General features: G+C 66.0%; 9 protein-coding genes. 8 read left to right on the forward strand and 1 reads right to left on the reverse strand.

The window, feature by feature from the left end; genetic code table 11:
* The first annotated feature begins 13 nt into the window (after positions 1-13).
* The 6 genes from phnA (at position 14) to C7I84_RS12855 (ending at position 8831) form a co-directional block, all read left to right on the forward strand.
* Positions 14-1273, forward strand: coding sequence for a phosphonoacetate hydrolase (gene phnA / locus C7I84_RS12830; protein WP_106772594.1), 1260 nt, complete (start codon positions 14-16; stop codon positions 1271-1273).
* Positions 1274-1445: 172 nt separating this feature from the next.
* On the forward strand, positions 1446-2900 hold the full coding sequence (gene phnY, locus C7I84_RS12835; RefSeq protein ID WP_106772595.1) for a phosphonoacetaldehyde dehydrogenase: 1455 nt from the start codon (positions 1446-1448) through the stop codon (positions 2898-2900).
* Between the two features lie 9 nt (positions 2901-2909).
* Positions 2910-4028, forward strand: coding sequence for a TIGR03364 family FAD-dependent oxidoreductase (locus C7I84_RS12840; protein ID WP_106772596.1), 1119 nt, complete (start codon positions 2910-2912; stop codon positions 4026-4028).
* Positions 4029-4524: 496 nt separating this feature from the next.
* Positions 4525-5547, forward strand: coding sequence for a putative 2-aminoethylphosphonate ABC transporter substrate-binding protein (locus C7I84_RS12845; protein WP_106772707.1), 1023 nt, complete (start codon positions 4525-4527; stop codon positions 5545-5547).
* A 91-nt stretch (positions 5548-5638) separates the two neighbouring features.
* Entirely contained in the window at positions 5639-6820 is a 1182-nt protein-coding gene (locus C7I84_RS12850; RefSeq protein WP_106772597.1) for a putative 2-aminoethylphosphonate ABC transporter ATP-binding protein, read from the forward strand.
* Position 6821: 1 nt separating this feature from the next.
* Positions 6822-8831 (forward strand): putative 2-aminoethylphosphonate ABC transporter permease subunit, encoded by a 2010-nt coding sequence (locus tag C7I84_RS12855; protein ID WP_106772598.1) that lies wholly within the window; start codon positions 6822-6824, stop codon positions 8829-8831.
* Between the two features lie 154 nt (positions 8832-8985).
* Here the strand turns inward: C7I84_RS12855 and C7I84_RS12860 are convergent, their stop codons facing one another.
* Complete coding sequence (locus C7I84_RS12860; protein ID WP_106772599.1) at positions 8986-9192, reverse strand: hypothetical protein; 207 nt, start codon at positions 9190-9192, stop codon at positions 8986-8988.
* A 718-nt stretch (positions 9193-9910) separates the two neighbouring features.
* On the opposite strand from C7I84_RS12860, the gene C7I84_RS12865 reads away from it, so the two are divergent.
* Together C7I84_RS12865 and C7I84_RS12870 are read left to right on the forward strand one after the other, a co-directional pair.
* Positions 9911-11494, forward strand: coding sequence for an ABC transporter substrate-binding protein (locus tag C7I84_RS12865; protein WP_425351339.1), 1584 nt, complete (start codon positions 9911-9913; stop codon positions 11492-11494).
* 136 nt (positions 11495-11630) lie between these two features.
* Entirely contained in the window at positions 11631-12611 is a 981-nt protein-coding gene (locus tag C7I84_RS12870; protein WP_106772708.1) for an ABC transporter permease, read from the forward strand.
* Positions 12612-12622 lie beyond the last annotated feature (11 nt).

A 12622-nucleotide genomic window follows, 5' to 3' on the forward strand; every position in this document is an offset into this window, starting at 1 on the left:
AAAGACCTTGTCCATGAACCAGATGTCCCCCGTCACCATCGAGGCCAACGGCCGCAGTTATGCCTGGCCGCGCGTGCCGGCGATCGCCATCTGCCTGGACGGCTGCGAGCCGGCCTATCTCGACGAGGCGATAGCGGCGGGACTGATGCCGGCGCTGGAAAGGATCAAGTCGAAGGGCACGGTGCGCACGGCGCATTCGGTCATCCCGTCCTTCACCAACCCCAACAATCTGTCGATCGCCACCGGCCGCCCGCCTGCCGTGCACGGCATCTGCGGCAACTACCTCTACAACCCGGAGACGGGCGAGGAGGTGATGATGAACGACCCGAAGTTTTTGCGCGCGCCGACCGTGTTCAAGGCCTTCTACGACGCCGGGGCCAAGGTCGCGGTAGTGACGGCCAAGGACAAGCTGAGGGCCCTGCTCGGCCATGGGTTGAAGTTCGACGACAACCGCGCCGTCTGCTTCTCCTCGGAGAAGTCGGCCACGACGACGAAAGCCGAGCACGGCATCGACAACGCGTCGAAGTGGCTCGGCCGTCCGGTGCCCGAAGTCTATTCGGCCGAGTTGTCGGAATTCGTCTTCGCCGCGGGCGTGAAGCTGCTGAAGGAGTTCCGGCCGGACGTGATGTATCTCACCACCACCGACTACGTGCAGCACAAATACGCGCCGGGCGTTGCGCAGGCGAACGCCTTCTATGCCATGTTCGACAAATATCTCGCCGAACTCGATGCGCTCGGTGCGGCGATCGTCGTGACCGCCGACCACGGCATGAAGCCGAAACATCTGGCCGACGGCTCGCCGGCCGTGATCTATGTCCAGGATCTGCTCGACGGATGGCTGGGCAAGGACACCGCCCGCGTCATCCTGCCGATCACCGACCCCTATGTCGTGCATCACGGCGCGCTCGGCTCCTTCGCCACCGCCTACCTGCCGAAGGATGCCGACCGCGCCGACATCATGGAGCGGCTGGAGGCGATCGACGGCATCACCGTGGTGCTTCCCCGCGAGGAGGCCTGCCGCCGCTACGAGCTTCCCGAGGACCGCATGGGCGACATCGTCATCGTGTTGGGTGAAAACGTCACGGTGGGCACGTCGGCGCATCGCCACGACCTCGCCGCGCTCGACGAGCCGCTGCGCTCGCATGGCGGGCTGACCGAGCAGGCGGTGCCCTTCATCGTCAACCGCCGGCTGCCCGACCTGCCGGACGCGCCGGCGCTGCGCAATTTCGACGCCTTCCACTATGCCGCGATGGCCGCGGCGCTGGCGGGATAGCGCCTTACCCTCTCCCTTGTGGGGAGGGTCGATCCGCGACAGCGGATCGGGGTGGGGGTCTGGACCTTCGGAGCTGCATACCCCCACCCCGGCTCACAATCTCCGCCATGCTCCGATTGCTCGCCGACCCTCCCCACAAGGGGGAGGGTAAAGCCGGCGCCAGGAACCGATCATGACCAGACCCGAGACCAGCATCAAAGTCCGCCACGAGCCGATGCGCATCGCCGGCGAAAAGGTCGACGCCGACGGCGCCGTCGAGGTGCGCTATCCCTGGAACGACACGGTGGTCGGCACGGTGCCGGCCGGCGGGGCCGAGCACGCGCGCCGCGCCTTCGCCATCGCCGCCGGCTACCAGCCGAAGCTCACCCGCTACGAGCGCCAGAAAATCCTGCTCCGGACCGCCGAACTGCTGAACGCCCGCAAGGAGGAGATCTCCGACCTGGTCACGCTCGAGCTCGGCATTGCCAAGCAGGATTCGCTCTATGAGGTCGGCCGCGCCTACGACGTGTTCACGCTGGCCGGCCAGATGGCGATCCAGGACGACGGCCAGATCTTTTCCTGCGACCTCACCCCGCACGGCAAGCAGCGAAAAATCTTCACCCTGCGCGAGTCGCTGAAGGCGATCTCGGCGATCACGCCGTTCAACCACCCGCTCAACATGGTCTCGCACAAGGTGGCGCCGGCGATCGCCACCAACAATTGCGTGGTGGTCAAGCCGACCGAGCTGACGCCGATGACGGCGCTGGTGCTGGCCGACATTCTCTACGAGGCCGGCCTGCCGCCCGAAATGCTCTCCGTCGTCACGGGCTGGCCGAAGGACATCGGCGACGAGATGATCACCAACGAGAACATCGACCTGATCACCTTCACCGGCGGCGTGCCGGTGGGCAAGCTGATCGCCTCGAAGGCGGGCTACAAGCGCCAGGTGCTGGAACTCGGCGGCAACGACCCGCTGATCGTGCTCAACGACCTCTCCGACGACGACCTCGCCAGGGCGGCCGACCTCGCGGTCGCCGGCGCTACGAAAAACTCGGGCCAGCGCTGCACGGCGGTGAAGCGCATCCTGGTGCAGGAAAGCGTCGCCGACCGGTTCGTGCCGCTGGTGCTGGAGCGGGCGAGGAAGATTAGGTTTGGCAATCCGATGGACCCCGGGACCCAGCTCGGCACGGTGGTGCACGAGAAGGCGGCGGCGCTGTTCGAGCGCCGCGTCGAGATGGCGGCGGAGGCCGGCGCCGACATCCTCTACCATCCCGGCCGCCGCGGCGCGCTGCTGCCGCCGATCGTCGTCGACCGTGTGCCGCATTCCTCCGAGCTGGTAATGGAGGAGACCTTTGGCCCGGTCGTGCCGATCGTGCGCGCTCCCGACGACGACGAGGCGCTGATAAAACTCTCCAACTCGACCGCCTTCGGCCTGTCGTCGGGCGTCTGCACCAACGACTTCCGGCGCATGCAGAAATACATCGCCGGCCTCCAGGTCGGCACCGTCAACATCTGGGAGGTGCCGGGTTACCGCATCGAGATGAGCCCGTTCGGCGGCATCAAGGACAGCGGCAACGGCACCAAGGAAGGCGTCATCGAGGCGATGAAATCCTACACCAACGTCAAGACCTTCTCCCTGCCCTGGTGAGCTGACCGCATGCATTACGATCTCGCAGTCGTCGGTGCCGGCATCGTCGGCCTCGCCCACGCGCTCGCTGCTGCACGGCGCGGGCTGCGCGTCGTCGTCATCGACCGCGACGCGCAGGCCAACGGCGCGTCCATCCGCAATTTCGGCCTGGTGGTCGTCACCGGCCAGGCGTCCGGCACATCGCTGCGCCGCGCCCGGCGCACACGAAAGCTGTGGCTCGGCCTCGCCGATGAAGCCGGGCTGGAAATCCTCCAGCATGGAAAACTCGTCGCCGCGCAGCGGCCGGAGGTGCTGGCTCTGCTGGAAGCCTTCGCGGCTACGCCCGACGGGCAGGAATGCCGATTGCTGACGCGCGACGAGGCCGCCCGCCATCAGCCGGGCCTCGACGGCGCAAAACTGGTCGGCGGGCTCTACTCGCCGTTCGAGCTGCGCGTCGAATCGCGCGAGGTGCTGCCGAAGCTCGCGGCGTTCCTGACGGAGCGCCACGGGGTCGAGTTCCGGCGCGGCGTCGCCGTCTCCGCGGTGGCGCCGCCGGCGGTCGAGACCAGCCACGGCCCGGTGCGGGCGGAGAAGATCGTGGTGTGCCCCGGCGACGACCTCGCCACCCTCTATCCCGAGCGGATCGGCGGCTACGGCGTGCGCCGCTGCAAGCTGCAGATGCTGCGGCTCGCCGATCCGGGCTTCCGGATGCGCTCGGCGCTGGTCTCCGACCTCAGCCTGCTGCGCTACGAAGGCTATTCGGCTTTGCCCGAAGCGGCCGCGCTGCGGCGCCGGCTGACCGAGGAATGCCCCCGCGCCCTCGACAACGGCGTACACCTGATCGTGGTCCAGAGCGCCGACGGGTCGCTGGTGGTGGGCGACTCCCACCACTACGGGCACACGCCCGACCCGTTCGCCTCCGACGAGGTCGACCGGCTGATCCTCGACGAGTTCGCCGGCCTGTTCGGCGGGGCCAGGCCGCCGGTGCTCGCCCGCTGGACCGGCACGTATGCCTCCGCCCCGGAGCATGCCGCCTTCTGCGATGCGCCGCACGCGGACGTGCGACTGGTGATGGTGACCAGCGGCACCGGCGCCAGCACCGGCTTCGCCATCGGCGAGGAGACGATCGTCGACCTGTTCGGCGCCTGATCCCTGCCGGAAGATCATTCTGCAAGGCTCGCCCCGCCGATACCCCCCAACCCTAACCCCTCCTCTCAAGGGGAGGGGGATCTTGGCGCGGTTCCGCCAGACGTGAATCGGGATTATTCCGCGCGGCATGGCGGCCGCAAGTCCCCCTCCCCCTTGAGGGGAGGGGTTAGGGTGGGGGTAACCTGCCGGCCGACGCTTCCAGAACTTCCATATGCGATCGCCCTGCCTTGAGCGGAGGGGTCAGGGGTGGGGGTAGGTCCATGGGATTTTTTCGGGTGCGTGCGTCGCTCCAAGGCGGCGCAAACGCGTGTGACGGCGGCACGACAAATATCAGCCCAGCCTATCTCCATATAGGATAAATAGATTTTACTTATCCTCCTGCCAGCCCCAAGGTTGACGCATGGACGATATCGGCCGGTGACAAGGCCGACAGCCGCAAGGCGGCTCCAGAGTCTCAGTGCATCGCAGAATGTGCCATCAAATGGGGAACCTGATCATGACATCTCGCAGTTCGGCAGTGCTGGCCGCCCTGGCCGCGGCGCTTCTCTCCTCTTCCGCCTTCGCCGAGACGACGCTTACGGTCTACACCTCGGTCGAGGCCGTCGACCTCGACCGCTACAAGCAGACCTTCGAGGCCGCCAATCCCGACATCAAGATCAACTGGGTACGCGATTCAACCGGCGTCATGACCGCCAAGCTGCTGGCGGAGAAGGACAATCCGCAGGCCGACGTGGTCTGGGGCGTGGCCGCGACCTCGCTGCTGCTGCTCAAGGGCGAGGGTATGCTCGAGCCCTACGCGCCGGCCGGCGTCGAGAAGCTCGATCCGAAATTCGTCGACCAGGCGACGCCGCCGAGCTGGGTCGGCATGGACGCCTATGTCGCGGCGCTTTGCTACAACACCGTCGAGGCCGAAAAACTCGGCCTGACGCCGCCCAAGAGCTGGGCCGACCTGACCAAGCCGGAATACAAGGGCCACGTCGTGATGCCGAACCCGAACTCGTCGGGCACCGGCTTCCTCGACGTCTCCGCCTGGCTGCAGATCATGGGCGAGGAGGCGGCCTGGAAATACATGGACGCCCTGCACGAGAACATCGCCGCCTACACCCATTCCGGCTCCAAGCCGTGCAAGATGGCGGCCGCCGGCGAGACGGTGATCGGCGTCTCCTTCGAATTCCCGGGTGCCAAGGCCAAGCAGGGCGGCGCGCCGATCGACATCATCTTCCCGTCGGAAGGCTCCGGCTGGGAGGCCGAGGCGACCGCCATCATCGCCGGCACGGCCAATCTCGAGGCGGCCAAGAAGCTGGTCGACTGGTCGATCAGCAAGGAAGCCAACGAAATGTACAATGTCGGCTATGCCGTGGTCGCCTATCCCGGCGTCGCCAAGCCGGTCGAGCATCTGCCGGCCGACGTGGCCGCCAAGATGATCAAGAACGACTTCGAATGGGCCGCCAACAACCGCGCGAAAATCCTCGCCGAATGGGCGAAGCGCTACGACGGCAAGTCCGAGCCGAAGTCCTGACCTGACCTGCCCGTCGGGCGCCGCCGCAGGCGGCGCCCGTTCCGCAAAGGACTACGGAGCACGGCTCCGCCGACCTTGATCGGGTGTGCCCATGAAGCATGAGAGCATTTCGGGACGGCCCGCCGTCGCGCTTGGAGACGTCGCGATGCAGGAAGCCGCGGCAAAGCCAAAGCCCGCCTATCTGCGGATCTCCGGCCTGTGGAAGAGTTTTGGCGATTTCCTGGCGCTGCGCGACGTCTCGCTGTCGATCGCGGAAGGCGAGTTCGTCTGCTTCCTCGGGCCCTCCGGCTGCGGCAAGACCACGCTGCTGCGCGCCATCGCCGGCCTCGACCTGCAGACGCGCGGCACCATCCACCAGGCCGGCCGGGATATTTCCGGCCTGCCGCCGTCGAAGCGCGACTACGGCATCGTATTCCAGTCCTACGCGCTGTTTCCCAACCTGACGATCGAGAGGAACGTCGCCTTCGGGCTCGAGAACAGCCGGCGCCCGCGTGCCGAGATCGACCGGCGCGTCGGCGAACTGCTCGCCTTGGTCGGCTTGTCGGGACAGGCGAAAAAATATCCGGCGCAGCTCTCCGGCGGGCAGCAGCAGCGCATCGCGCTCGCCCGCGCCATGGCGATCTCGCCCGGCCTGCTGCTGCTCGACGAGCCGCTGTCGGCGCTCGACGCCAAGGTGCGCGTACACCTGCGCCACGAGATCAAGGAGCTGCAGCGCAAGCTCGGCGTGACCACCATCATGGTGACGCACGACCAGGAGGAGGCGCTGTCGATGGCCGACCGCATCGTGGTGATGAACCACGGCGTCATCGAGCAGGTCGGCACGCCGACCGAGATCTACCGCCATCCCGAAACGCTGTTCGTGGCCGACTTCATCGGCGAGACCAACCAGTTCCCGACGAGGATCGCCGGGCAGGGAAGGCTGGCGGTCGAAGCGACCCAGTTCCTGTGCGCGCCGCACGATTTGCCCGAGGGCAGCGATGCCATCGCCGTGATCCGTCCGGTCGACGTCATCCCGCACGGCTCCGCCGCGCACGGGTCGGGTACTGCGGAGGGCGCCGGCACGGCGGAAAACCTCGTCGACGCGACCGTGGAGGAGATGGAGTTTCTGGGTGCCTTCTGGCGCTGCCGCCTCTCCTCGCCGCGCTTCGGCAGCCGTATCCTGGTTGCCGACTTCTCGATCAACGCCGTGCGCCGGCTGGGCATCGAGACCGGCGGCGCCATGCAGGTGGAACTGCCGCGCGAGCGTGTCCTCGTCTTCCCGGGGAAAACGTGAAATGAGCGTCGCAGCGCTTGCGCTTCCCGCGGGCCGGGCGCCGCGCCAGTCCATCGCGCGCGACGATCTGGTCAAGCGGGGCTTGATGGTGGCGATCTCGCTCTACCTCGTCCTGTCGCTGGCCGCGCCCCTCTACGTCATGCTGTCGAAGTCGCTTTCGACCTACCGCTTCGACCTCAAGCAGTTCGAGCTGCAGGTCAGCGACGCGACCGGCACGGTGTGGAGCGAGCCGGCGAGCGCCGAAGCGCTGAACGCCAGGCTTTCCGCCGCGACGGCGGACGATTTGCGCGCCGGCTCCGACAGCCGGCTGGCGGCAACGAAGTTCGTCGAGGATTTTTCCTTCCGCAGCCCGGTCAGATACCGCCTGCGCGGTACGGAAGAGGGCGCCCGCTGGCTGGTCGGTAGCGCTCCGGGCGGCGGCACGGCATGGCAGGAGTTCGATTCCAACACGTTCCGGCGGGTGATGCTGCGCCCCGTGCAGTCCTATGGGCTCGACAACTTCGTCAGCTATTTCTCGACGCCGGCGCTGTCCAATTCGATCCGCAACTCGGCACTGATGGCAACGATCAGCACGGCCATCACCATCGCCGTCGCCTTCGGGCTCGCCTATGCGCTCAACCGCAGCACCATGCCGTTCAAGGGCTTTTTCCGGCTGGTGACGGCGATCCCGATCCTGGTGCCGTCGCTGCTGCCGGGCATCGCGCTGGTCTATCTGTTCGGCAATCAGGGCCTGCTCAAGGGCCTGATGATGGGCTATTCGATCTACGGTCCGATCGGCATCGTCATCGGCTCGGTGTTCTTCACCCTGCCGCACGCCTTCCTGATCATCTCGACGGCGCTGTCGGTGGCCGATGCCCGCCACTACGAGGCCGCCGCCTCGCTGCGGGCGAGCCGCTGGCGCACCTTCTGGACGGTGACGGTGCCCGGCGCGCGCTTCGGCATCGTCTCGGCCGCGTTCGTCGTGTTCACGCTGGTCATCACCGATTTCGGCCTCCCCAAGGTGATCGGCGGCCAGTACAACATGCTCGCCGTCGACATCTACAAGCAGGTGATCGGCCAGCAGAATTTCGAGATGGGCGCGGTCGTCTCGGTCATCCTGCTCATCCCCGCCGTGCTAGCCTTCGTTGTCGACCGCATCGTCCAGCGGCGGCAGGTGGCGCTGCTCTCGGCGCGCGCCGTGCCTTATCGCCCGAAGCCGAACCGGCGCTTCGACATGCTGTGCCTCGCCTGGTGCGCATTCGTGGCGGTGTTCCTCGTCGGCATCATCGGTATCTGCCAGCTGGCCGCGCTGGTGAAGCTGTGGCCCTACGACATGAGCCTTGGCCTCAAGAACTACGCCTTCGACCTGATGGATGGCGGCGGCTGGGCCGCCTACTGGAACTCCATCGAGATGGCGTTGCTGACGGCGGTGGTCGGCACGGTGGTCGTTTTCACCGGCGCCTACATGGTCGAGAAGACCAAAGGCTTCGCCACAGGCCGCGCGGCGTTCCATTTCCTCGCCATGCTGCCGATGGCGGTACCCGGCATGGTATTGGGGCTCGCCTACATCTTCTTCTTCAACAATCCGGCCAATCCGCTCAACCCGATCTACGGCACCATGGCCATCCTGGTGGTCTGCACGGTGACGCACTTCTACACCGTCTCGCACCTCACCGCGCTGACGGCGCTCAAGCAGATGGATGCCGAGTTCGAGCCGGTGGCCGAGTCGCTGAGGCAGCCCTTCCACCGGCTGTTCTTCAAGGTGACCGTGCCGGTCTGCCTGCCGGCCATCCTCGACATCTCGATCTACCTGTTCGTCAATGCGATGACGACGGTGTCGGCGGTGGTGTTCCTCTATTCCACGCAGACGCAGCTCGCCTCGGTCGCCGTGCTCAACATGGACGATGCCGGAGATATCGCGCCGGCGGCGGCGATGGGCATGATGATCTTCTACACCAACGTCGTGGCCCGACTCGTCCACGCGCTTTTGTCGCGCCTGCTGCTGGCGCGCTCGCAGGCCTGGCGGCGCTAATTTAGCTGCCGGCCGGGTGATATCCCTGCTCACGATGAGGGGTGCTTGGCGACTGGCCTCCCCAAAGGTCGGAGCTCAAGACGGCGGACGTAGCACAAGGGCGCAGAGACGGGGCGAGAGCGGAATCCTCCTTTCCGCTCTCGCCCACCCTCTGTCAGCGGTCCCGCGGCAGGAACAGAGAATCATAAATGACGGCGCGCAGATCCGACTCGGACATCCGCCCGGCGACAGTGCGCTGCGCGGCTGTTTGCGCCGCCTGCGTTTTGGCCGCGGCGCCTGGGTCCGGTCCGTGCAGGCTCACAGCCCGCACGAGGTGGGAGATCATCGTCATTTTTTCGGAAGAGATGTCTGCGGAGGTCATGAAGACCTCCTTTCTTGTCGGGGCCAGGGCACGTTACCCGCCCTCAATTGGCAGTGCCCTTGAAATATCTGCCGACGAAACGACAGTAGGCCACGGGGAGCAAGATAGCTAGGCGATCACCAGAATAAAGGTTCAAAGGGCATTCTCGGTGCCAAATCAAATGACGCGCTGCGCCATTTGATTTTGCGCGCAACACAAAGTCGCCGGCGAGGCGCGAAGGCGGCGCCATGTTTAATTTTGAGAGGGCTCGGCCCAGCGCCCCCGCTTCCCGACTTCTCCCTCCGCGGTAATGGCCAAGGCCGAAGAGCAGTGTGGCGAGGAAGCCGCGCTGCCACACCGTTCCATCGGTCGCAAGCTGTCCTCTAGGCTCCAAAATGTGGTTTTGTGGGATTTGGAGAAGTTTCCACGCAAAACTCCCGACAATTCCCCGGTCCTCGCCGGAGTTGGATCACGGAAATGTGATCGGGATTGCGCATGCTCAAAATCACGGCGGATTCATCCAGAAATTGCCTTTATCTAACAAGCTTCTCGCCCCTTTTTCGCAAAAGCCCGCCGACGGCGATCGCCCAAATAGCAGGCAATCCAACCTGCTCTGAAGGCCAGTCCAGGCGAGAAGACCTATCCCAACGTCACATTTGGGATTGTCAACTTTCGTGACGGATTTATCGTGCGGCGCGCAGAAGCCACATACGGCCGCTTTGGGAACATGGGGAACACAATGAACGACGCAACACGACGCGGTTTCTTGAAGAGAGCGGCGGCCTTGGGTGCCGGCGCCGGACTCTTCACGATCAACCCGGAATTCTTCCTTTCGCCGGCCGCCGCCCAGGAAGGCAAGACGCTGGTCTTCCTGTCGGCCGAGAACATCACCGGCAACTGGGATCCGTCGGCGCACACCACGCTGTCGCAGAAGAACATCGAAGGCTTCATCATGGGCTTCCTCACCCGCACGCCGATGCGGGTCGAGAAACCGGACGAGGTCGTCTACGAGCTCGCCACCAGCCTGACCTTGCTCGACCCCACCAAGCTCGAGATCAAGCTGCGCCAGGGCGTGAAATTCCACGACGGCAAGGAGTTCAAGGCCGAGGACGTCAAGGCGACGTTCGAATACGGCTCGCGCCCGGACCGTCCCGCCCAGTGGTATCCCGGCCCGACCGAGACGCTGACCATCACCACGCCTGACGACTACACGGTGATCGTCGACACCTCGAAGGGCGGCTATCCCGCCCACCTCTTCATGTTCCTCGCCGCCTATCTGCCGATGATGTCGGCGACCGACATCGCCGCCGGGCCGCAGGGCCCGCTGTCGCAGCGGCTTAACGGCACCGGCCCGTTCAAGTTCGTCGAGCAGCGCGGCAACGACACCGTGCTTGCCGCCAACCCGGACTATTTCCTCGGCGCGCCGAAGATTCCGGCCATCAGCTTCAACTTCGTCGGCGATTCCACCACGCGCATGCTGTCGCTGATGAACGGCCAGGCCTCCATCGTCGAGCGCCTTGAGCCGGAGCAGGTCGCCACCCTGCAGGGCAACGACAAGGTCGCCATCAGCAGCGTGGTGTCGGTCGAGAACAAGTATCTGTGGTTCCGCTGCTCCAAGCCGCCCTTCGACAATCCGCTGGTGCGCAAGGCGGCCTGCCATGCCATCGACCGCGAGCAGATCCTGGCGGTGCTGGGCGAGGCCGGCCACAAGTCGGCGAACTACGTCTCGCCGGTGAAGTTCGGCTACATCGACCTGCCGAACTATCCCGCCTACGATCCCGAGAAGTGCCAGGCGCTGCTGGCGGAAGCCGGCTTCCCGGGCGGCGAGGGCCTGCCGCCGCTGGAATACATCACCTCGGTCGGCTTCTACCCGAAGACCAAGGAGTATGGCGAGGTCATCACCGCAATGCTGCAGGAGCAGGGTTTCCCGGTGACGCTCTCGGTGCTCGAGATCGCTGCGTGGAACGAGCGCCTCTACGACCGTCCCGGCGGCGGCCCCGGCCACATGGTGGATTGCGGCTGGTCGACCGGTTCGCCGGAGCCGGACCTCGTCCTGCGCACGCATTTCCACTCCTCGTCGAAGCGCATCACCGGCATCGTCGATGCGGAGATCGACGCCAGCCTCGACAAGGAGCGCAGCGCGCCGTCGCTGGAGGAGCGCAAGGCCATCCTGCAGAGCGAGACCATGCCGCTGCTCGCCGACAAGGTGCCGGCGCTGTCGCTGTTCACCTCGGTGATGATCCACGCCATGGACAAGTCGCTGAGCGGCCTGTTCATCTATCCGGACGGCTCGATGGACGCCTCCAAGGGCGCCTTCGCCTGACCTGCCTGCCGCGCCGGGACGCTGATCCGGCGCGGCAGCTTCATCCGGCCGGGACCGAACGCCGGCCGGAGAAGCCTGCAAGCGAATGAGACGCGGGGCGCCGCCCGCCCCGTCGCAAGCGCGCCAGGAGCCCGATTTGTTCATCCTCAGCTTTCTCGTCCGGCGCCTGCTGCAAGGCGCGCTGATCATCTTCCTGGTCACGCTGCTGATCTTCACGCTGCTGCGTGTCGTGCCGGGCGATCCGGTGCGGCTGATGGCGGGCGGCATGGCGCCGGAGGCGCTGATCGAGCAGATCGCCACCGAGATGGGCCTGCGCGATCCGATCCTGGTGCAGTTCGGCCGCTACATGGGCGGCGTGATCCAGGGCGATCTCGGCCAGTCCTTCGTGCGGCCGGCCAGCGGCGCCTCGACCGGCGGCTCCGGCTTCGGCGATTCCTCGCGCGGCGACCGCGCCGAGGTGCTGACGCTGATCGCCGACACGCTGCCGATGACGCTGCAGCTCGCCGCGCTCGCCATCTTCTTCGCGCTGGTCTTCTCCTTCCTCGTCGGCGTTCCCGGCGGGCTGGCGCCGAACCGATGGCCGGACAGGGTGGCGTTCTACATATCCTCGATCTTCATTTCGCTGCCGAACTTCTGGCTGGGCATCGTGCTGGCGCTGCTGTTCTCGGTGAAGCTCGGCTGGCTGCCGGCGATCGGCTACAAGGGTTTCGCCTACACCATCCTGCCGGCCATCGTTCTGGCGGTCGAGCTGGCGCCCATCCTCATCCGCAACCTCACGGCGTCGCTGGCCTCGGTGATGCAGAGCCCGTTCATCTCGGTCGGGCGGGTGCGCGGCCTCGGCCACCGGCGCATCGTCTACGCGCACGCCTTGCGCAACGCCTCGGTGCCGCTGCTCAACCTGCTCGGCATCCAGATCAGCGGCCTGCTCGGCGGCGTGCTCATCGTCGAGTTCATCTTCGACTATCCCGGCCTCGGCCTGCTCACCGTCAATGCCGTCCTGCAGCGCGACTTCCCGCTGATCCAGGGCATCGCCATCGTCACCAGCGCGATCTTCGTGCTGATCAACATCGCGGTCGACCTGATCGCCACCCTGATCGATCCGAGGCTCGAATACTGATGAGTGTGGCA

The sequence above is a fragment of the Kumtagia ephedrae genome, assembly GCF_003012745.1.
GTDB classification, from domain to species: domain Bacteria; phylum Pseudomonadota; class Alphaproteobacteria; order Rhizobiales; family Rhizobiaceae; genus Kumtagia; species Kumtagia ephedrae.

Bases quoted from the DNA above. Each gene is read 5' to 3' on its own strand.
- phnA (WP_106772594.1), top strand. From the start codon at position 14: ATGAACCAGATGTCCCCCGTCACCATCGAGGCCAACGGCCGCAGTTAT.
- phnY (WP_106772595.1), top strand. From the start codon at position 1,446: ATGACCAGACCCGAGACCAGCATCAAAGTCCGCCACGAGCCGATGCGC.
- C7I84_RS12840 (WP_106772596.1), top strand. From the start codon at position 2,910: ATGCATTACGATCTCGCAGTCGTCGGTGCCGGCATCGTCGGCCTCGCC.
- C7I84_RS12845 (WP_106772707.1), top strand. From the start codon at position 4,525: ATGACATCTCGCAGTTCGGCAGTGCTGGCCGCCCTGGCCGCGGCGCTT.
- C7I84_RS12850 (WP_106772597.1), top strand. From the start codon at position 5,639: ATGAAGCATGAGAGCATTTCGGGACGGCCCGCCGTCGCGCTTGGAGAC.
- C7I84_RS12855 (WP_106772598.1), top strand. From the start codon at position 6,822: ATGAGCGTCGCAGCGCTTGCGCTTCCCGCGGGCCGGGCGCCGCGCCAG.
- C7I84_RS12860 (WP_106772599.1), bottom strand. From the start codon at position 9,192: ATGACCTCCGCAGACATCTCTTCCGAAAAAATGACGATGATCTCCCAC.
- C7I84_RS12865 (WP_425351339.1), top strand. From the start codon at position 9,911: ATGAACGACGCAACACGACGCGGTTTCTTGAAGAGAGCGGCGGCCTTG.